The sequence below is a fragment of the Oscillospiraceae bacterium genome, from assembly GCA_025757685.1.
GTDB lineage: Bacteria > Bacillota > Clostridia > Oscillospirales > Acutalibacteraceae > CAG-217.
Window position 1 is genome coordinate 1,292,095 of the sequence record CP107220.1, and the last position, 21,030, is coordinate 1,313,124.

The 21,030-nt window shown below is 53.5% G+C and carries 14 protein-coding genes; 10 read left to right on the forward strand and 4 right to left on the reverse strand.

Going from position 1 to position 21,030, the window contains the following annotated elements:
* Window positions 1-4 precede the first annotated feature (4 nt).
* On the reverse strand, window positions 5-4,789 hold the full coding sequence (locus OGM59_06025) for a hypothetical protein (GenBank protein UYI90261.1): 4,785 nt from the start codon (window positions 4,787-4,789) through the stop codon (window positions 5-7).
* Between the two features lie 681 nt (window positions 4,790-5,470).
* Here OGM59_06025 and OGM59_06030 point away from each other — a divergent pair.
* The 7 genes from OGM59_06030 (at window position 5,471) to OGM59_06060 (ending at window position 12,747) form a co-directional block, all read left to right on the forward strand.
* Window positions 5,471-6,706 carry an argininosuccinate synthase gene (locus OGM59_06030; GenBank protein UYI90262.1) on the forward strand — a complete coding sequence of 412 codons (1,236 nt, stop codon included), beginning with the start codon at window positions 5,471-5,473 and terminating at the stop codon, window positions 6,704-6,706.
* 315 nt (window positions 6,707-7,021) lie between these two features.
* The gene (gene argH, locus OGM59_06035) at window positions 7,022-8,407 is read left to right on the forward strand and encodes an argininosuccinate lyase (protein UYI90263.1); all 1,386 of its coding nucleotides are present in this window, start codon (window positions 7,022-7,024) and stop codon (window positions 8,405-8,407) included.
* A 70-nt stretch (window positions 8,408-8,477) separates the two neighbouring features.
* Entirely contained in the window at window positions 8,478-9,356 is an 879-nt protein-coding gene (locus OGM59_06040) for a DegV family EDD domain-containing protein (GenBank protein UYI90264.1), read from the forward strand.
* A gap of 30 nt (window positions 9,357-9,386) precedes the next feature.
* Window positions 9,387-10,448, forward strand: coding sequence for a branched-chain amino acid aminotransferase (locus OGM59_06045; GenBank protein ID UYI90265.1), 1,062 nt, complete (start codon window positions 9,387-9,389; stop codon window positions 10,446-10,448).
* 57 nt (window positions 10,449-10,505) lie between these two features.
* Complete coding sequence (locus tag OGM59_06050; GenBank protein ID UYI90266.1) at window positions 10,506-11,399, forward strand: RluA family pseudouridine synthase; 894 nt, start codon at window positions 10,506-10,508, stop codon at window positions 11,397-11,399.
* Window positions 11,336-12,280, forward strand: coding sequence for a zinc dependent phospholipase C family protein (locus OGM59_06055; protein UYI90267.1), 945 nt, complete (start codon window positions 11,336-11,338; stop codon window positions 12,278-12,280). The genes OGM59_06050 and OGM59_06055 overlap by 64 nt, the downstream gene beginning before the upstream one ends.
* Window positions 12,277-12,747, forward strand: coding sequence for an S-ribosylhomocysteine lyase (locus OGM59_06060; GenBank protein ID UYI90268.1), 471 nt, complete (start codon window positions 12,277-12,279; stop codon window positions 12,745-12,747). The genes OGM59_06055 and OGM59_06060 overlap by 4 nt, the downstream gene beginning before the upstream one ends.
* Window positions 12,748-12,810: 63 nt before the next feature.
* Here OGM59_06060 and OGM59_06065 read toward each other — a convergent pair whose 3' ends face one another.
* The gene (locus OGM59_06065; GenBank protein UYI90269.1) at window positions 12,811-14,397 is read right to left on the reverse strand and encodes a beta-lactamase family protein; all 1,587 of its coding nucleotides are present in this window, start codon (window positions 14,395-14,397) and stop codon (window positions 12,811-12,813) included.
* A 277-nt stretch (window positions 14,398-14,674) separates the two neighbouring features.
* Between OGM59_06065 and OGM59_06070 the strand changes: the two genes are divergently transcribed.
* The 3 genes from OGM59_06070 to OGM59_06080 are packed head-to-tail and all read left to right on the forward strand — an operon-like array spanning window position 14,675 to window position 18,460.
* Window positions 14,675-16,585, forward strand: coding sequence for a polysaccharide biosynthesis protein (locus OGM59_06070; protein ID UYI90270.1), 1,911 nt, complete (start codon window positions 14,675-14,677; stop codon window positions 16,583-16,585).
* 11 nt (window positions 16,586-16,596) lie between these two features.
* A complete protein-coding gene (locus tag OGM59_06075; protein ID UYI90271.1) occupies window positions 16,597-17,370 on the forward strand; it encodes a 5-deoxy-glucuronate isomerase in 774 nt (257 codons plus the stop codon).
* Entirely contained in the window at window positions 17,360-18,460 is a 1,101-nt protein-coding gene (locus OGM59_06080) for a phosphonoacetaldehyde reductase (protein ID UYI90272.1), read from the forward strand. Before OGM59_06075 ends, OGM59_06080 begins: the two co-directional genes overlap by 11 nt.
* A gap of 91 nt (window positions 18,461-18,551) precedes the next feature.
* Here OGM59_06080 and OGM59_06085 read toward each other — a convergent pair whose 3' ends face one another.
* Window positions 18,552-19,553, reverse strand: coding sequence for an FRG domain-containing protein (locus tag OGM59_06085; GenBank protein UYI90273.1), 1,002 nt, complete (start codon window positions 19,551-19,553; stop codon window positions 18,552-18,554).
* Window positions 19,553-20,884, reverse strand: coding sequence for a polysaccharide deacetylase family protein (locus tag OGM59_06090; protein UYI90274.1), 1,332 nt, complete (start codon window positions 20,882-20,884; stop codon window positions 19,553-19,555). The genes OGM59_06085 and OGM59_06090 overlap by 1 nt, the downstream gene beginning before the upstream one ends.
* Between the last annotated feature and the right edge of the window lie 146 nt (window positions 20,885-21,030).

Genomic DNA, 21,030 nt, shown 5'->3' on the forward strand with positions numbered 1-21,030 from the left:
TTCCTTAAAACTGCACGGTCTCGCTTACAGCCTTGTCAGCATACACGGTATAGGTCTTGCCGTTCAAGGTGTAGGTCACATAGGATCTGTAAGTCAGATCATAGGAACCGGACAGCGAAGTGGACTTGATGCTGACCACATACTGGCCGTAGTTATCATTTTCACCGGTGTGCTTGGAAGCCTTCAGACGCTTAATGCTGCTGTCGGTGCCGGCATTTTCCAGAGTCAGAGTCTTGCCGGCAGCGGTGGTGAACAGCATACCGTACTCCACAGCCTTGGCATTCTCCGGCAGAGCAAATTTGCCGATCATGGAGAACTTGGTGCTGGCTTTTACGATGCCATCACGGGTGGAGGAGGAAGCATAATTGCTGTCACAATCCATCAGCACATCCGTTCCGAACTCCGGATCACTACACATATCCAGTACATCGCTAAGGGTCATACCCCAGATGGTAATATCCTCGCAGGCACGGAAAGCCAAGGTGCTGCCATAACCAACAATGCGATAGCCATTTGCCGTATCACCATTCTTGTTGGTAGTGCCTCCCTCGTAATAGGCTACCCAAACCTCTGCCGAGTCATCCGTAGTGGTGATGTAAGAGTTGTACTCGAAAGCACCGCTTACATCTCCGGCCTCAATGTTAAATTTGGCAATGTTCGTCACATCGTACTGTGCGGTAATGGTGGTGTCACCGGTTACGTTAATCTTGGAACCGGCGGCTGCGCCGTTGTCATAACCGCTGAAGGTGTAGAATGCACAAGAAGGAGCGGTGGGCATGGTCACAGAGCCGCTGGTGTAAACCACATCAAACACATGACCGTTAATGCCATTGACAAAAGTCACTACATAATTGGCCGCGTCGCTGTCCGCCTTCTCTGTGGTCAGATACGTGTTGCCTTTAACCACAAAGCCGTAGCTGGGTGCGGTGGTCATATACTTGGGTGCGGTGGTCTGGGCAACCTGCACGGAGTTGTAGCTGTAGTACCAAGCATACTTGGCAGCGCCGGTCTCCGTTTCAATGTCATCATTGGTGCTGACGGTACCGTCACCGTTAACTACAATGCGGGCACCGTAATTGTAAGTACCCAGCGGCGTACCGTTCAGGTACACAGTGTAGGTCATGGGCTGTAAGGACTCCAGCAGCGCCTGGATGGCAGCATTCAGGCTGTTCATATCTTTGTAGGCAATACCCACAATGTCCTTACCGTTGACCGTCACGGTCTTGTACAATTCAAAACCGGTAATGGCTGACAAATCATACGCATCGGAATCCTTGCCGTCCTGCGCCTTGGCCAGTGCAGCCTCTGCTGCGGACAGATCCAGAGTTGAAGCGGTAATGCTGTATGCATTGACCTTTGCGGTCTCTGCGTCGATCTCAGTCTGCTTGTCGCCCATGGTAGCGGCACGCTGATCTGCGTCGTAGTTGTAGTAGGTCAGACCCTTAATGAGCGCAGCCACGCCCTCCAAATCGCTGGCGGCATAGGTCTTGTCGGCCAAAGTCGTCAATTTGGCCACCGCTGCGTCCAGCGCAGAGAAGTCGGCATTATCCATCTTGGAGCTGTACTGAGCGGTGTAAGTCACCGCACCGGTCACCAGCGTGGAATCGGTGATCTCCGGATCCCAACCGGTAAAGGTGTAAGAGTAGCCGCCTTTCTTATAGTCGGTTACATCAACCGTGTCGGCCTGCGCCTTCAGGTTTGCACCGTACTCCACATTCTTAATCGTCTTGGAGGTATCGTTCCCGTTGGCATCCTTATAGTTAAAGGTCAAGGTGAAGGTGTTCAGCTCCAGAGCGTTGTAAGCACGCAGCAGCGTGGTGTATCTGGTCTTCGCCTCGGTAAGGATCTCGTCCGCGGTCATCGTGTTATACGCCATCTGGCCCTTAGCTTTTCTCAAAGCATCGGCAAACTTGGTCCAGGAAGCCTCGGTGTACTTGTTGCTGTCGGTCAGTGCGCTGCACTGGTTGATCAGGTCAAACAGATACGCAATATCTACTACCGTAGCGGTCACGCTGTAGTTCTGTACATCGTGGCGAAGTGTAGTCCAAGCGCTCAAGGGCTGATAGCTCAGCCGGGTCACAGCACCCACATTGCCGGAAACGGTATAGATCTTCTTGTTGGGTAGCGTTGTGGTGGTCAACTTGGTAGAGGCGTTATCCTTCGCAACACTCATGGTATAAGCACCAGCATACGTGTTGCCGCCAAAGTTACCACTGCCGCCCTTACCATGCATAAACAGAACGTTCTGCGTACCCTGGTTGTTAGAAGCCACGCTGGTGGCAATGTCCAGCACATTTGTGGACTTGTCATTAATTCGGTTACCGCTTGCATCCACTGCAAAGGCATCCGTTTTGTTATCTACCTCTACCGCGTACAGGTCCTTCAGTTCCCATGTTGCGGCAGCGGTACCGGAAGTCTTAATGGCATTACCGGGCTTAATGTTCTTCTTGGTTACATATTCGTCCACATCGGTGTCTTTCAAACTGGGGGTCTGACCGGCACCTATGGCACGAGCCACCAACTCACCGGTATCCCCTTCGCCTGTAACGGTATCGTTCAAATTGAAGAACAGAAGCTGGTGACCGTAGTCACGCCAGGAGCCGAAGAACAGCATCATGTCGCCCAAATTAAAGGTGGTGGCTTCATGGCTGGTACGGATCATAACCGCATTATTGGGGAAGCTGAAGCCCAGCGCCACAGAACCGTTGATCTGTGTATCGTTAACCATACTGCCGCTGGCACTCTTGGAGTTAGGAGAACCAACGATCAGGTGCTCCGCATTGGTAGCCACCGTGCCGTTGGGCAGTTCTGTGAAGGAGAATTCCAGTGCGTCATAAGCAGTCAGAATCTTCTCCAAAACCGCAGTGTAGTCAGCCAGCAGCTGCTCCGGCGTGGTCATGTCTTTGTTGTCCAGCGCAGCCATCTCAAACTTTGCATCAGACACAGCCTGTACCAGCGCGTCAAAATTCACATATTTTGCGCCGTCCAGTGCTTCATAAGAAGCCAAAATGCTGTTCCAGCTCACATAGTGGGTTCCGCTGGTAATGTGCAGATCATGATTGATCCGCAGGGCAGGAATGGCAGCCAATACCGCAGCGGTCTGATCCGCAACGATCCGGGTGTTCTCATCCGTCTTCTGCAATGCAGCAGAGGGAACGCCGTAGTTCTCCTCAGTGCCCCAAACAGCCTTCTTCGCATCGGCGACAGCACCGGTCAGGTTGGCATAGGTGTCCGGCGTAAAGTAGGTCTCATACGCCTCCAGGCCGTTTGCTTTGGTGATGGCTTCTACCAATGCGGTGGTATCTACTCTGGAATTCTGTGCTTCCTCCAGCAGAGCATCATAAGCCTGCTGCAGTTCTACTGCCAAAGGCGTTACGGTGCCGTTAGGCTGATAACCGCTCCCCACAGCCATAATGGCAGTGTAGGCAGCCTCATACGCGGACTTAAAGGCGTTCCAATTATCAGAAGAATAAACGCCGTTATCATTGCCGGCTGTGTAAGTGGCCTTGGTCAGGTCAATTACATTGCGCAGCTGATCATAAGAGTCATCGTCTGCCGTCAGTGCACTCTGTGCGTTGGTCAGCGCCGTGCGGGCGTTGTCAATATCCGTAGCGCACTTGGACGCAGCATCTGCAGTGTTGGAAGCAAAATTGTATGCGGTGCTGTCGGACGGATTGATAGATGCCAAAGCGCTGGCAGCCACCAGCAGGCTGCGCATATCCGCAGCGTCATTACAATAGTTTTTAATATTAGAGATGGTGGACTTGGCAGTGGCCAAAGCCTCTTTCACCCCGGCATAGTTGATCACATAGCCGTAGTTGTGACCATCGTGTTTTTCCTGGCTACCGCCCTTATCACCGGCCAAGCACTGAGAAGCAGCAATGATGGCTGCGCGATTCTTGTCGTGGTCATAAATGGTGAAACGGGTATCGATGGTGGTCAGCGGGGCGCTGGGGGTGCCACTGTAAGTCACAAAGCTGGAACCGGTGTTCTGCCTAGTGTTGTTTCTGCCGGCAGAATCACGAGTCCAATAAATGGGAGAATCGGAGCCGGAAGCAGCTGCTACAGTGGGAACCACCGTACCATCGGAAGACATAAACGGAATGTTACCGCTCTGGTTCTTCTTCACCGTCCAGTTGGCAACCGTCAACTCCGGATTGTTCACATTCACGGCTGTAATACCACGAGGCTTTGCGTTACCGCTGTTATTGATAAGATACTCATTGCGGTACTCATAGCTGAACTGTACCGGTGCCCGCAGCGGTGTGGTGCCGTCATACAGGAACACATAGTCGTTCATAACGATTTTGAACCACTGCTTAGCGCCGTCATCATAGTACCAGGAACCAACCACATCGTTAGTGAAACGCAGGTTGCCGCCGTAGTACAGCAGCCCGTTGGCATAATCGGAAGCCACGGTTGCACCACTGGAATCCGTTACGGTGGCATAGGTCACATCGGAGGAGAGCACCGTCTTCTGCATCTCCGTCGTTGCGGTGGTCAAAGCCTGTGCAGCAGTTCTTAAATCCTGGGACTCGTCGCCGCCATAGACATACATATCCCGCGCTTGTTTGGCGGCCATATATTTGTCGTAAGCCGTGGCCATATCCGCATAAATCTTGCCGTCCATGGCAGATTCGTATGCGTTAATGGCATTGTCCAGGGTGATCAAGGCGTCCGACTTTGCAGGGGTGGGACCCTCAGCAAGAGCGGTGAGCGGCAGAGCCGTCAGCACCATGATCGCAGCCAAAAGCGCCGATAAAAAGCGCTTGCCCTTTCTTGTTTTCATAAATCTTTTCCTCCTTATTCTGCAACCGGCAGGTACGCCTCGGCGCCCTGTGCATCCGTCCACCTTTCTGACCAAAAGGCCGACGGCAACGCGCCTAAAGACCCACCCAAATGCCAATTGAGAAAGAATTAACAATACAGGTGATGGGCATACTTCTGCCCATACATATATTACAAGACAATAATACCACTTATACCCCTGCAAGTCAAGGTGAATCCGTTGTTTTGCAGTCGTAAAAATTAACAGAATGTTCAAATTCCTTTTGTGCATAGTACACAAACAAAATGAGTAATTCGTGGTTTTTGTCTAATAACAGACAGTTGTCTAAATCCGCAATATGCTGTCTGTATATATGCTGTTTGAACAGGCTGAAATTAAGCCGCCGTCCTTTTTCTATCCTTATGCGCCTTCTGCATGCGCCTTCTGCAATCGCCTAAGGCACAGCAAGACAAAGTGCATACGAAATAGATACAATACTATATGCGGTAAGTTGCGGCTCCGATTATACATTTATGCACGCCAATTCCCGATTTATGCAGGATTTTCTTGTAATTTTATACAAATCTTCCTGTATATTTGGCTGGTTTTTGCATTTTTATACAAATTTTGCCAAATCGCTTGCAATTCCAACCGGGAGTTTATATAATGGGTACAGTTTTTGAAACAAGGAGCGTGCTAATTATGGCAAAAGAAATTAAAAAGGTCGTATTGGCTTACAGCGGCGGCCTGGATACATCCATCATCATTCCGTGGCTGAAAGAGCATTACAACAACTGCGAAGTGATCGCCGTGTCCGGCGATGTAGGTCAGGGAACCGAGCTGGACGGCCTGGAGGAAAAAGCGCTGAAAACCGGCGCCTCCAAGCTGTATGTGCTGGACCTGAAAGAGGACTATGTAAAGAACTACATCTTCCCCTGCTTAAAGGCCGGCGCAGCGTACGAGGAATATCTGCTGGGCACCAGCCACGCCCGTCCCTGCATTGCCAAGGGTCTGGCAGAGATCGCCATCAAAGAGGGTGCAGACGCCATCTGCCACGGCTGCACCGGCAAGGGAAACGACCAAGTGCGTTTTGAGCTGAGCTTAAAGGCGCTGGCACCGGAAATGCAGATCATCGCCCCCTGGCGTGAGTGGGACATTAAGAGCCGTGAAGAGGAGATCGAGTATGCAGAGGCGCACAACATTCCGCTGAAGATCAATCGGGAGACGAACTATTCTAAGGATAAGAATGTATGGCACCTGAGCCACGAGGGTCTGGATCTGGAGGACCCGGCCAACGAACCGCAGTACCTGAAAGATGGTTTTCTGGAGCTGGGCGTTGCCCCGGAGAACGCACCGGACAAGCCCACTTACATCACTGTTCACTTTGAGAAGGGCGAGCCCACCGCCATTGACGGCGTAGAGATGAGCCCCCTGGCCCTGGTGGAAAAGCTCAACGAGCTGGGCGGCAAGAACGGCATCGGTCTGTTGGATATTGTTGAGAACCGTTTGGTAGGCATGAAGAGCCGCGGTGTATATGAGACCCCCGGCGGCACCATTCTGTACAAGGCCCATCAAATGCTGGAAATGATCACCCTGGATCGGGACACTGCCCACTACAAGAAACTGGTGGCGGAGAAATACGGCGAGCTGGTATACAACGGCCTGTGGTTCTCTCCCCTGCGTGAGGCACTGGACGCATTTGTCAACAAGACCCAAGAAACCGTAACCGGCGATGTGAAGCTGAAGCTGTACAAGGGCAATGTGATGAACGCCGGAATCACTTCCCCTTACACCCTGTATGACGAGACCGTAGCCTCCTTTGGCGACGACGGCGGCGCATACAACCAGAAAGATTCTGCCGGGTTCATTAACCTGTTTGGTCTGCCGCTGAAAGTAAAAGCGCTGCTGGACCAAAAGCGGGAAGCAAACGAAGACTAATTGTCAAAAGTCAACGAATGACAGGGCGCACGGCCCACCGTGCGCCCTTAGGCTGTCGATAAAGTGGCGAAACCGCGCTGTGTAAAAATATAAACGGACAATTCGTAGGGCTGGGGCTTGCTCCAGCCGAAGTTTTTCTTAATCATTTACATTCTAAAAAGTGGCTTAAACATCGAGTTCAAGCCACTTTTGGCGCTTTTCGTATTTTGCTCGGGAGCAGTACCTATGTACGGCACCCACTCGCAAAATACGAAATTTATCTCACTTTCTCTCAGTCTACCCGCACACATTGCATTTTACAGAAAGCAGGAGATTATGGCACAATTATGGAAAGGCCGGTTCAAAAAGGAACTGGCAAAAGAAACCAACGATTTTAACGCCTCCATTCACTTTGACAGCCGTATGTATAAAGAGGACATTACCGGCAGTATGGCCCACGCCACCATGCTGGGGGCATGCGGGATTATTGAAAAGAGCGAAAGCGAAAAGATCGTGCAAGGGCTGAGCGAAATTTTAGCGGATATTGAAAGCGGCAAGCTGGCGATTGATCCGGGTGCGGAAGATATTCATACATTTGTTGAAGGTGAGTTGACCGCCCGCTTGGGTCAAACCGGCAAGCGGCTGCACACCGCCCGCTCCCGCAATGACCAGGTAGCGCTGGACATTCGTATGACCCTGAAAAAAGAGATCGACGCCATTGCCGCAGACATAAAGGATCTGCTGGCGGTGCTGTGCAAAAAGGCAGAAGAAAACAAAGGTGTGATCCTGCCGGGCTACACCCATTTACAGCGGGCGCAGCCCATTACCTTCGGCCATCATCTAATGGCCTATGCCGCCATGCTGTGCCGCGATCTGGATCGACTGGCAGATGTAAAAAAACGCATGAATGTGCTGCCCCTGGGCAGCGGCGCTCTGGCCGGCACCACCTACCCCATCGACCGGCAAATGGTGGCGGCGCAGCTGGGCTTTGACGATGTAAGCGCCAACAGTCTGGACGGGGTGTCCGACCGGGACTTTTGCATTGAGCTGGCGGCAGCACTCTCTCTGGTGATGGTGCACCTGTCCCGCTTTAGCGAGGAGATCATTATGTGGTGCTCCTGGGAGTTTAAGTTTGTGGAACTGGACGACGCCTTTTCCACCGGATCCAGCATTATGCCCCAAAAGAAAAACCCGGACATCGCCGAGCTGGTACGGGGCAAAAGCGGCCGCGTTTTCGGCGATCTGACCACCCTGCTGACGGTGATGAAGGGCATTGCACTCGCATACAACAAAGATATGCAGGAGGACAAGGAAGCCATCTTTGATGCAGTAGACACGGTAAAAATGTGCCTGCACGCCTTCACTCCCATGATCGACACCATGACCGTGTTAAAAGACAACATGCGGGCAGCGGCAGCCAAGGGCTTTATCAACGCAACGGATTGCGCCGATTACCTGGTGGGCAAGGGCTTACCCTTCCGGGACGCGTACAAAGCCACCGGCGAGCTGGTGGCTCAGTGCATTGACCGGGGGCTGACCCTGGAAACGCTGCCCCTGGAGGACTACCGGGCAGTTTGTGATCTGTTTGACCAAGATGTCTACCACAAGATCAATTTGGACACCTGCGTGGCCACCCGTATTTCCGAGGGCGGTCCCTGCCCGGAAAGTGTGGAGCGGCAGATCGGCAAAGTGCAGGCGTTCCTCGACAAATATCCATTATAAAATATTGGCACTGTCGCCTTGACTACGCCGGGGTATAGGTTTATAATATTAAGCAAAACCGGAGTACCGATTGAAAGTTGAGAACGATATGGACTACAAGATCATTGCAGACAGTTGCTGCGACCTGACCGATGAGATGAAAGACTGGGGCAACCTGGCTCTGGTTCCGCTGACGCTGGAACTGGGCGATTACCGCATTATGGACGATGAAAACTTCGATCAGGACGATTTTATCGCTCGTATGCAGGCACTGGGTGATGTGCCCCGTTCCGCCTGCCCCTCGCCGGACGCATTCTGTGCCGCCATTGCCGCGGACGACGCCAAAGAGGTGTATCTGCTCACCATTACAGACAAGCTCTCCGGTTGCTACAACAGCGCCCTGCAAGGGGTTATGCTCTATGAGGATGACCACCCGGGAGAGAAGAAGATCCATGTATTCAACTCCCTAGCCACCAGCGGACTGGAAACCCTAATCGCTTATGAGATCCGCCGCCTGAAGGACAGCGGTTTGCCCTTTGAGCAGGTGGTGGAACAGGTAGAGGATTATATTCACAACCACACAGCGCTGTATTTTTGCCTGGAAAGTCTGGACGCGCTGAAAAATAACGGCCGTCTGTTCTCTCTGGCTGCCACAGTGATCAAGAAGCTGAAAATGAAGTTGATTTGCCAACGCAGCAGCGAGGGCACCATCAGCCTGGCCGGACAGGATTTTGCCGCCGGGCGCGCCATTACCAAAATGTGCGACCTGATTGCCAAGGATGTGGAGGGCAAGGATCTAAGCCGCCGCGCCATGATCATCAGCCATGTGTGCTGCCCCGAGAAAGCAAATACGATTGCCGACAAAATACGCGAGAAGTGCAGCTTCGGCAGCATTATTATTTTGAAAGCCAGCGGGCTCAACTCCCTGTACGCCTCCGGCGGCGGGGTGATCGTGTCCTATGACAAATAAAAATCCATATTTAAGAAGAAGGTAAGTACATTGGAAATCAAGTATGAGTTGACCAAAACACCGAAAGAAAAACCCACCGGCGCTCTGGGCTTCGGCCATATCTTTACGGACCATATGTTCGTCATGGATTACGACGAGAGCAAGGGCTGGCATGACGCCCGCATCGTCCCCTATCAGCCGCTGGTGTTGGATCCCTCCGCGCTGGTGTTCCACTATGCGCAGGAGTGCTTTGAGGGTCTGAAGGCATACAGAACCCCCGAAGGCAAGGTACAGCTGTTCCGCCCGGACAAAAACGGTGCGCGCCTGGCCTCTACCCATGACCGTCTGTGCATTCCGGAGATCCCGGTGGAGGATTTTGTAGAAGCGGTCCGCGCTTTGGTCAAAGTGGAGCAGGACTGGGTACCCTCTGAGCCGGACACCAGTTTGTACATTCGTCCCTTTACCATCGCCACTGAGCCGGTACTGGGCGTAAAGGCCTCCAGCCAGTATAAGTTCATCATCATCTGCTCCCCCTCCGGCGCTTACTATGAAGAGGGTCTGGATCCGGTGAACATTTATGTAGAGGACGAGTATGTGCGCGCCACGCCCGGCGGCACCGGCTATATCAAGTGCGGCGGTAACTACGCTGCCTCCATTATCGCCTCCGAAAAGGCACACAAGCTGGGCTTTGCTCAGGTACTGTGGCTGGACGGCGTGGAACGCAAGTACGTTGAGGAAGTTGGCTCCATGAACATTATGTTCAAGGTAGACGGCGAAATCTATACCGCACCCACCGTGGGCACTGTGCTGCCCGGTATCACCCGCATGAGCTGCATTGAGCTGCTGAAGAAGTGGGGCTACAAAGTGCACGAAGAGCGCTTTACCATTGACTTTATTATGGACGCTGCCAAGACCGGCAAGCTGGAAGAAGTCTTTGGCACCGGCACCGCAGCCGTGATCAGCCCCGTTGGCGGTCTGACCTATGAGGGCGACAGCGAAGTGATCAACAACGGCGAGATCGGCGAAGTGACCCAAAAGCTGTATGACACCCTGACCGGTATTCAGTTCGGCAAACAGGCCGACGATATGGGCTGGATCGTACCAGTAGAATAATCCCAAACCAACCTACACCGGCAGATGTGCACCTACATCTGCCGGTTTGTTATCCCTATGAGAAAAATCAGCTATACCGTGCCGCCGGCTCTGGACGGCAGCAGCGTGGCGGCGGTGCTGCGCAGCCACGGCTTCTCTACCGCACTGCTGCGTAGTCTGAAAAAGACATACGGCGCCCTTAGCCGCAACGGTTGCCCGGTGCGTACCGTTGACCCGGTGCATAACGGCGACATTGTTGCCGTAGAATTAAATACTGACGGCGCCACCGCACCACCCTCAGCGGAAAAGGCAGTAATCGTCTATGCCGACCGGGATATTTTGGTGGTGAACAAGCGCGCCGGTATGGCCATGTACGAGACCTACAACCACCACGGCAACGCCCTGTCCAACGCAGTGGCAGCCGCCGGATTTGATGGCCCGTTCCGGCCCATTTACCGGCTGGACAAGGACACCAGCGGCCTGGTGGTACTGGCCCGGCACCAGCTGAGCGCCGCCAAGCTGGCCGGAAAGGTACAAAAGGACTACTATGCGGTGGTGCCCGGCGCCTATACCGGCAGCGGCACCGTAGACGCACCCATTGCCCACTGCCCGGACAGCACCGTGAAGCGACAGGTAGACCCTGCCGGCGTGCGGGCGGTGACTCACTGGGAAGCCCTGGGGCAGCAAGGCGGCCGCACCCTGCTGCGCGTGCAGCTGGAAACCGGCCGCACCCACCAGATTCGGGTACACTTTGCCCACCTGGGCACACCCTTGGTGGGCGACAGCCTATACGGTACGGCGCCTGTCGGCACCCGCCACCTGCTGCACTGCAAGACCATACGCCTAATGCACCCGGTGCGGGAAGAGCCAGTCGCCTTTGACTGTCCCTTTCCGTCGGATATGGAGGAATGGAACCAATGCCTGCCTACTGCACTCACTACATCTTTGCCTGCGAGCTGCTGCCCGCCTTAACGGAACTGGCGGGTTTTGACCTGAACCGGGACGCAGTCATGCTGGGCACCCAAGGGCCGGATGTATTCTTCTTTCACCGCATTGCCCCCTGGATGCCGGGCCGCTCCCAGCGCAAGATCGGCTCTCGACTGCACCGCGCCAAGCCCGGAGATATACTGGACGCCATGGCAGAATACTGCACCCGGTGCAGCACGGAAAAGGACATTGCCCGCTCTTACGCCTACGGCTTTATTCTCCATTACGCCCTGGACCGGCAGTGCCATCCCTTTGTGTACGCCAAGCAGCAGGAGCTGGCGGACAGTGGCAGCCCCCTGCACAAATCCGCCCTGCATAATATTGTGGAGATGAGCATGGACGCAGTGCTGCTCCACGAAAAGCTACACATTGACGACCCTCGGTGCTTTGACACCGCTGTTACCGTGCCGGATGATCCGGCGGTACTGGACGAGGTGGCCCGACTGCTGAGCTTTACCGTCTACCGGGTACTGGGCAAGCGGCTGCAACCGACTGATGCCCGCCGTGCGCTGACCGACACAAAAACCATGCAACGATTGCTGCGAGACGCAAACGGAAGCAAGGCCAGGATCGTGGGCGGCATAGAGACAATTTTGTCCCCCTTTACAGGAAATTTTCGTCTAACCTCTATGTTGCGGCCAAAAGACTTGGAAAAAGCGAAAAAATATGGTAATATAGAGAACAGGAACTGGCGCTCCCCTTACGCACCCGGCGTGCGCACAGAAAGCTTCTTTGACCTTTACCGACTGGCAAAGGCCCCGGCACAGGAAATGATCCGCGGTTTTGACCGGATCTGCGCCGGCGAAACCGACGGAGCCGCCGTCACCCAAAATTTATCTTTTTTAACCGGAGTGGAAGTAAAATGAAAAAAATTCCCAGCTTTCAAATTGATCACACCATTTTGGAAAAAGGCATTTATATCAGCCGCATTGACGATGATATTACCACCTATGACATTCGTATGCGCGCCCCCAACCGGGAGCCGGTGATGACCAACGCCTCCATGCACACCATTGAGCACCTGTTTGCTACCTATGTGCGCAATACGGAATTTGGCGACAACATCATCTACTTTGGTCCCATGGGCTGCCGCACCGGGTTCTATTTTCTCACCCGCAGCCTATCCGACAGCTACTGCATTCAGCTGATCAAGGACGCCTTTGCCTTTATTGCCGACTTTTGGGGCAGCATTCCCGGCGCTGCCATGAGTGAGTGCGGCAACTGGCGGGACCACAACCTACTGCAAGCCAAGGAAGACGCTAAGCAGTTTTTAGAGATCATTCAGGACTGGACCAAGGATGACCTGAAATACCCCACCAAAGACGAAGACTAAAATAACAGCATACAAAAATCCCGCTTGTTCACACAAGACAAGCGGGATTTTCTTTTTGCTTATTTATTGCAGTTTGGCGGTAAAGTCCGGTTCGATCAGCGGCAGCCCCAGGCGGTGCACCGCTTGTTTCACAAAATTCTCGCTGCCGGTATTGGGCAAGGGCAGCCCCAGGAACACAAAATTATAGATCACCAAGTCCTCAAACTTAGGCTCCATCTCGTTCTTCACCTGCACAGTGCCGTCCGGGTTAAAGTGGAAGGTAAAGCGCCGCTCATGGGCAGTCTCTATCGGGCGGATCCACAGCTTCAAACTGCCGTCCGGCTGCCAAGCCGCCTTGGAATAGGCAGTGTAATGCAGGTCTCCCAGCACCATGGCCGACACGCCGTAGCTGCCGTCCATACCCACTTCAACCGTGTTTTCATAATCCTTCTCCCGCCAATAGAAACGGGCGCCCTTCGGGGTAAATTCAAAGCGCATAGCATTGATCTTGCCCGGCTTGCGATACAGCATTTGCGTCACAGAAATGGACACCACGGAGGTGAATTCCGAGGTTTTGCAGGTCATCAGGCGACCGCCGATCTTCTGCTCCATTTCGGTGTTCCGAGGCGTGGCAGGCAGATCCTCCACAGCACAGGCGTCCACCGCCTGTTGCAGCGCCGCCTGGCCCTGCGCATCCGCAGGCAGTGCCTCCGGCCCAAAAGCCTCCGGGAAGTGTTTCCAAAACACCTTCATAATTTTATAGTCCTCGGACTGGCCGCAGTTGAGCACCATCATGGCGTCATACTCCGGCAGGAAGAAGCAGCGCTGACCGAAAAGGCCGTCGCAGCGGTAGCTGTTGGGCAGTGGATTGCGCCAAAACTGGAAACCGTAGCCGCACATATTGTCAATATAACCGTCAGACACTGAAGGGGTCTGCTTGGCCGTAGCCTGCGCCACCCAATCGGCAGGCACCAACTGCGTGCCGTCCTTGTACTTGCCGCCATGCAGATAGGGCAGGAAGAATTTGGCCAGATCCTCGCTCTTCATATACAGCCCCCAGCCGCCGGCGTTGTTGCCCCGGCCGTCCGCTTCCCAGAAGGGCTTTTCAATACCCAGGGGTTGGAACATACGAGGATAAAGATAATCCACCATGGACATACCGGTAACCTTGGACACAATGGCGGAGAGCATAGAGGTGTTCTCACTGATGTAATTGAACCGGGTATCCGGCGGCGCCAAAAACGGCGCGGCAAAATAGCTTTTGATCCAGTCGGTGTTACCCTTCTCTTCAAACACGGTAATCAGCTTGTCGGAGCGCATGGTTAGGAGCATACGCACGGTCAGCGCTTTGTTTTGTGCACCGTGCACCTTATATTCCGGAAAAAATTTGTACACCTTGTCGTCCAGGCTGAGCAGTCCCTCCGCCACGCAAAAGCCTACGGCCGTGGAGGTCACACTTTTACTCATGGAGTAAAGCACATGGGGTGTATCCGGGCCATAGGGCTTCCAAAAGCACTGGGCGAACACCTGATCGTGGCGCACAAACGTAAAGCTTTGAAGCCCCAAATGCTTCTCGTTGATCTCATTGATAAACGCGGCCACAGCACTGCTTTTTACGCCCACTTCCTCCGGCGTGACATGCTGCAACTGGCAGTCCTTTAATTTCTCCATAAAAGAATCCCCCTTAAATTCGGCAAAATAGCCATATCCGATTTTTATTTTACCGCAGGCAGCGCTGCAATTCAACCACTTTTTGTCAAAAATGCTACCAAAAGCCGCCCGATCCGCCGGATAAGCGGCAACCGAAGCCTTTTGTATTTTAACAGACAGTCCCAACCGGCAAAAAAACCACGAATAGCGGTTGCATTGTGGCAAATCTTGTTGTAGAATTAAGATGTGTATACAATGAGAATACACCGCAAGATGAAAACGAGGGATTGGACCAAAAATGAAACATACGAAGGACGGCAAAAACCTAAATGCGCTGCTGCGTCGTGCCATGCTGGGCGTGCTGGATATTATACTCTTTGCCATGGCAAATTGCAGCATCTGCTACCTGACCATGAGCGGCCACATTATGGCCACAGACTACAAATACATGATCTTCAACTACCTGCACTTTGGGCTGACCAGCGTGCTGTTGGTGGGGATCAATTCCGCTTTCGGTCTGTACCGCAGCGTATGGTACTTTGCCGGATCGGACGAGATCGTGAAAAGCTTTTTAGGCGCCTTAGTCAATGCCGTACAGCTGTTCTTGTGTGACCGCTTTCTGTTTGCCAAGCTGTTGCACACCAAGGGCTACTTGCCTTATTATGCCTATATTCTCTTTTTTGTTCTGATGTTCGTTGCCACGCTGATCCCCCGAATCGGCTATCGTATTCTGCGCCGATATGTGCACAATCTGGTGGGCCGACGGAACGGCCAAAAGCGTATTATGATCGTGGGTGCCGGATTTATGGGCAACTTTATCATTGACGAGCTGCGCAACGATCACTACCGGGAGGGACGACCGGTGATCGCACTGGACGATAACCCTGCCAAGTACAAAAGGCGCATTAACGGCGTGAAAATCGTGGGCATCTGCGACGACCTGCCCCGCCTAACCGAAAAGTATAAAATTGACGAAATCATCTTTTGCATTCCCTCAGCAGCACCGGCGCGGCGGCGAGACCTGGTGAACCTGGCTATGGGCACCAAGGCCAATGTAAAAATCTCTCCCTCCGTGCAGGAGTTTTGGGAGAACGGCAACGGTGCCCAGCGGATCCGGAATGTGGAGATCTCCGACCTGCTGTCCCGCCCGGAGGTGACTCTGGACAAAAAGATCTGCCGCTACCTGATCGGCAAAACCATTTTGGTCACCGGCGGCGGTGGCTCCATCGGGTCCGAGATTTGTATGCAGGTAGCCCGGTACAACCCGGACAAGATCGTGATCTTTGACATTTACGAGAACTGCGCCTTTGAGCTGTTCAATGCGCTCAACGAGAAATATAACGGCGAGATAGATGTGTATGTGCGCATCGGTTCCGTGCGGGACACCAAGCGGCTGGACGAAGTATTTGCCGAATTTCACCCGGATGTGGTGTTCCACGCTGCCGCCCACAAGCATGTGCCGCTGATGGAAACCTCGCCCTGCGAGGCGGTGAAGAACAATGTGTTCGGCACCTACAACGTGGCCGTTGCGGCAGACAAATTCAAAGTGCCCAAGATGGTCATTCTCTCCACTGACAAGGCGGTAAACCCCACCAATGTGATGGGCGCCACCAAACGACTGACGGAGATCATTATACAGTATATGAACACCGTAAGCCAAAATACCCGCTACGCCGCCGTGCGCTTTGGCAATGTGCTGGGGTCTCACGGCTCCGTGATTCCCATCTTCCAGCATCAGATCGCCCAGGGCGGCCCGGTGTGTGTGACCCATAAGGACATTACCCGCTACTTTATGACCATACCGGAGGCGGCACAACTGGTGTGCCAGGCCGGCGGTTTGGCTCTAGGCGGTGAGGTGTTCGTACTGGATATGGGCGAGCCGGTGAAAATTATGGATCTGGCCAAGAACCTGATCCGCCTATCCGGCTTTACAGAAGAAGAAATACCCATTAAGATCACCGGCCTGCGCCCGGGCGAAAAGCTCTATGAGGAGCTGGCCATGGAAGAAGAAATGCAAGGCCGCCAGCGCACCGCCAACAAAAAGATTTTTGTCACCCAGCCTGTGGAGATTGACAAAGATCGCTTTGCCGCCATGCTGGAGGATTTGGCGAACATCACGCCGGAGACTGTGCGCACAGTGCTGATGCGCTATGTGCCCAACTACCACCCGGCTCCCCCGGAGCAGGGCAATACACATAAAGGAAATTAAGGAGGAACCCTATGCTTTATCGTACGGATTTTGACGAGAACGGCCGCAAGACCCTGTGCCAAATGGACGGGGTCAACGCCGACATGCTTATGGACATCTTTGTGCAAAAGCTGGCGCCCGGCGACACCCTGACTCTGGAAGAAGCGGAAAAAGAGTGTGCCGTGCTGCTGCTATCCGGCCAGGTGACCTTTGCCGTAGGCAACAGCATAAACGAGACCTGCCGGCGCAAAAATCCATTTGAAAAGAAGCCCTACGCCGTGCACTTTTGCCGGGGTACAAAAGCCACGGTTACTGCCATAGAAGACAGCCAGGTTTTGGTGCAAATGACCGACAATGAGCGCACCTGGGCGCCGGAATTCTACCACCCGGGTAACTGCCTGTACCAGGAGTTCGGCAAGGGTCAGTGGAACGGCACCGGGCACCGAATCGTCTCTACTATGTTTGATTTGGACAACGCCCCGCAGTCCAACTTGGTGATGGGCGAGGTGTTCAATCAGCCGGGGCGCTGGTCCTCTTATCCGCCCCACCACCACCCCCAACCGGAGGTATACTACTACCAGTTTGATCACCCGGAAGGCTTCGGCGCCGGGTTTGAGGGCGACACCCCTTATAAAACACAAAACGGTGACTGCCTGTGCATTCGGGGCGGCAACGCCCACCAGCAAGTCACCGCTCCCGGGTACGAAATGTATTATGTATGGCTGATCCGGCACTTAGACGGCGACCCGTGGGACAAAACCAGAATCTATGTGCCGGAATATGAGTGGCTTGCCAATGCGGACTGAAGAAAAGATCATTGAAAATTATACAGACATTCCTGCCCTACTGAAGAACTGTGGCGCGCAGCGCCCCTTTCTCTGCTGCGGCAAGAGTTTTGAAAAGACGGACGCCTTTGCCTACCTGCAAGCACACTGCCGCCTGACAGTATGGGACACGGTGCGCCCCAATCCCCGCTACGAGGATATGGTGGCGGCAGCCGAATTATACCGCAAAGAAGGCTGCGACTTTATCATCGGCGCCGGCGGCGGTTCGCCCCTGGACAGCGCCAAAATGATCAAGCTGCTGATCACCAACCCGGGCGTGGTGGGCTACGAAGCCGAACTGCGGGACAACGACATTCCTTTTTTAGCCATTCCCACCACCAGCGGCACCGGCAGTGAGGCCACTCGGTACTCTATCTTTTATGTAAACGAGGACGAGAAGCACTCTGTCAGCCACCCCGGCTTTCTGCCCGGCTATGTGCTGCTGGATCCCTGCTTTTTGCAGACGGTACCGGACTACCAACGCAAGTGCACCTGTCTGGACGCCCTGTGCCACGCCATAGAAAGCTATTGGAGTGTGCGCAGTACCCCGGAAAGCCGCACCTATGCCCAAAAGGCCATTCGCCTGTATTTTGAGCACCTGGACGGCTATTTGGCAAACACCCCGGCTGGCAATGCGGGTATGCTCCGCGCCTCCTATAACGCCGGGCGGGCCATTGATTTTACCTCCACCACGGCGGCTCACGCCATGTGCTACAACATCACCATGCACTGCCACACCAGCCACGGTCATTCCGTTGCCGCCGGGCTGGCAGAGATTTGGGACTATATGCGCACCCACAATGACCGGGTGAACGACCCCCGGGGTCGGGACTATGTGCTGGATAGCTTTGACCGAATCGGTATTCTGATGGGCGGTCAAAACGGTGCGGACGGTGTCGCCATCTTCCGTTCCCTTCTGGAGAGAATGGAATTACAGTCGCCTACTGCCACGCCGGATCAATGCGCCGCCTTTGCCAAAAAGGTGGACATCAACCGACTGGGCAACAACCCCACCAAGCTGACGGTAGAGGATGTGGAAGCCCTGTACCGTAAGATCCTGGTGCATAAGTAAAAGATAAAAGGCGCGTGGCTGGTGGAAATACACGCAATATAAAATCAAAGGACCGTACACTGTACGGTCCTTTTTACATTTACAAATTCTATTACAAATCAAATTTGGCGGCCTTTTCAAACCCGGTTTTCACATCCAGCAGGCAGTCGTAATTATACCAGGGAGCCTCCCGCTCGATCATTTGCAGCAATGCCGGGCAGATCTCGGCATCCAGGATCCACTTGGTAACTTCAAAATCCTCCCGAATATTCTTGGTGGGATAGCCGTTGAACATTAGGGAAAAATCCGTCAGCAGCAAAAACACACCCTGCTGGTAGCGCATCAGATCATTGGTTGGAATACCGATCAGCTTGGCGCTGGGCGCGTTGCCCATTAAAACCATATCCTGACGCTCTCGCTCCATTTGTCGAAGCATTTGGCGCAGCCCGGCGGCGCCGCTTTGCATCAGGCTCTTAATGTAATCCTCCCGACGGCGGAACACATACACCTTGTAATCCTCCAGCCAGGCATTAGCCGTAGCTAAGGACTCGGTATAATCCCCTTCGTCCCGAATTTTTACCGTATAAAGCGCCAACGGCGCCGGATAGACCTGCCGATTCTTCAGCGCAAAAGACAGAGAAACATACAGACTCTTGGTAAAATCCACAAAGGGCGACACATCCAGATAATGCTGGGAAAAAGCAAACAGCCGATACAGATTTTGCCGCGGATGCGGATCCATCACCTTCTCATAAAGGTGCATATAGCTGCCGTCCCGGCTGTAAAAGTCATACACAAAATCCGCCGTCACCTTGGCCACCGCATCCCCATTATCAAACAGGGCCTGCCGGTTGCGAAAAATGGTGGGGATCAGCGGTCGGGCACGATCGTCCACCCGCTCGCCGCGGTAGAAAATCTTTTCTTTGTTCTCCAAAAACGGTGCTTTCAGCTGCTGCTCAAATTCTTCCATTGTGTGCACCTCTCGGCGCACCAGGGAAAAATCCACATCCAAAGCGTCAATGACCTGCGCCTCCCACTCGGCAAACTTATCGTCTGCAAAGCGGGTGCGCAGGTCTTTTTCCGTTTGTTTCGCTTTTGTTATAAAGTGCATCATCAGTGGGTATTGTTGTTAATGGTCTTGTAGTCGATATATTGCTGACCGGCTTGCGGTGCCTTGCCGGTTTTAGCCTGGATCATCTCAGACACCGTCACAATTTGATAGCCCTTTTTCACCAGCGCCGGTACAATTTTCTCTACCGCGTCTGCGGTGGAGCCGTAAATATCGTGCATCAGGATAATGCTGCCGTCATAGGCACCGTGCTCTGCCCGACTGATAATTTGTGCCGGATTCCTGGATTTCCAGTCCTCCGTATCTACCGACCAGTAGGCAATGATCATGCCCTCTTTTTTGGCAGTGTTCTGCATGACACTGCTCATATTGCCGCCGGGGCAGCGGAATGCCGTGGGCCGCTTGCCGCAGGCCTTATATACGGCATCTGAGCACTTAACCACATCTGCCTCCGTCACCGCCTTGCCGTAGTGATCGTGATTGTAGGTGTGGTTGCCCAGCTCACAGCCAAGCTCCAACTCTCGCTTCAAATACTTCTTGGTGTTGTCATTGATCCGCGTACCCACCATAAAGAAGGTGGCGCGGGCACCGTACTTCTCCAACACATCTAAAATGCGGCCGGTGGAACCGTCAAAGGCCGGGCCGTCATCAAAGGTCAGGGCCACCATCGGCTTGTCCTTGTCAATATTCGCAGGCAGTTTCACCGTCTCCGCGATCTGTATGCTCTTAACCTCGCTCCAGGGGCCGTACTTGGTGCTGCTGCCCACAGCCATGCTGCCGCGCATACGCACATAGTAGGTGGCCTTCTCCGTCAGCTTCTCCAGCACTGCACTGTTTTGACCGGCCTTAAAGTCCATGGTCTGCGCACCATCTGCGCTGAAGTCCTTATCCTTTGCATACTGCAGCTGATAGCCCGCTGCTCCGGTATCCGTAGACCAGCGCAGGTTCATAGACCCCTCCGAAAGGGAGGACGCCTCCACCTTAGGTGCACCGGGCAAAGTGTATGCCGTCATCTCCGGGCTGAAATCGCCGGTATATTCCTGGTCTCTGTAAATCTTATATGCCCGCACCTTGTAGCGGTACACAGTGGCCGGCGTTAAATCCGTCAGCTGCACATGTGTGTTCTTTTTGCCCTCCACCGTCTTAACTTTATCAAAGGCCTTTTTATCGCTTACGGATTGAAAAATCTGATACCCATCGGCGCCCTTGACCCGGTGCCAACGCAGGGTGCAGTCCGTCTGCTGGCCTTCTTCGATGATTTCCAGCTTCTCCACATCCCCCACCGTCTTGGCCTGAACCACAGACACGGCGCCAAAGGTTGCGATTAAAATTGCCAAAACCAAAAACAGTGCCGTCACCCGCACTTTGTTTGCCATAACCAGACAACCTCCTCTCTTATAATCAAGTTGATTATATAGCACCCGACACAAAAAGGCAACAGAAATTTGTAACTAAATTGTCACTCTTTTTTTGCCTTTTCTTGTGCATTTTACCTTTGGTGTTTTTTGGCGTCAAAAGTCAG

What these genes read in the sequence shown, in the direction of transcription:
- OGM59_06060 (UYI90268.1), top strand. Translation starts at nt 12,277, where the DNA reads ATGAAAAAAATTCCCAGCTTTCAAATTGATCACACCATTTTGGAAAAA.
- argH (UYI90263.1), top strand. Translation starts at nt 7,022, where the DNA reads ATGGCACAATTATGGAAAGGCCGGTTCAAAAAGGAACTGGCAAAAGAA.
- OGM59_06085 (UYI90273.1), bottom strand. Translation starts at nt 19,553, where the DNA reads ATGATGCACTTTATAACAAAAGCGAAACAAACGGAAAAAGACCTGCGC.
- OGM59_06050 (UYI90266.1), top strand. Translation starts at nt 10,506, where the DNA reads ATGAGAAAAATCAGCTATACCGTGCCGCCGGCTCTGGACGGCAGCAGC.
- OGM59_06030 (UYI90262.1), top strand. Translation starts at nt 5,471, where the DNA reads ATGGCAAAAGAAATTAAAAAGGTCGTATTGGCTTACAGCGGCGGCCTG.
- OGM59_06055 (UYI90267.1), top strand. Translation starts at nt 11,336, where the DNA reads ATGGAACCAATGCCTGCCTACTGCACTCACTACATCTTTGCCTGCGAG.
- OGM59_06070 (UYI90270.1), top strand. Translation starts at nt 14,675, where the DNA reads ATGAAACATACGAAGGACGGCAAAAACCTAAATGCGCTGCTGCGTCGT.
- OGM59_06025 (UYI90261.1), bottom strand. Translation starts at nt 4,789, where the DNA reads ATGAAAACAAGAAAGGGCAAGCGCTTTTTATCGGCGCTTTTGGCTGCG.
- OGM59_06080 (UYI90272.1), top strand. Translation starts at nt 17,360, where the DNA reads ATGCGGACTGAAGAAAAGATCATTGAAAATTATACAGACATTCCTGCC.
- OGM59_06090 (UYI90274.1), bottom strand. Translation starts at nt 20,884, where the DNA reads ATGGCAAACAAAGTGCGGGTGACGGCACTGTTTTTGGTTTTGGCAATT.
- OGM59_06065 (UYI90269.1), bottom strand. Translation starts at nt 14,397, where the DNA reads ATGGAGAAATTAAAGGACTGCCAGTTGCAGCATGTCACGCCGGAGGAA.
- OGM59_06075 (UYI90271.1), top strand. Translation starts at nt 16,597, where the DNA reads ATGCTTTATCGTACGGATTTTGACGAGAACGGCCGCAAGACCCTGTGC.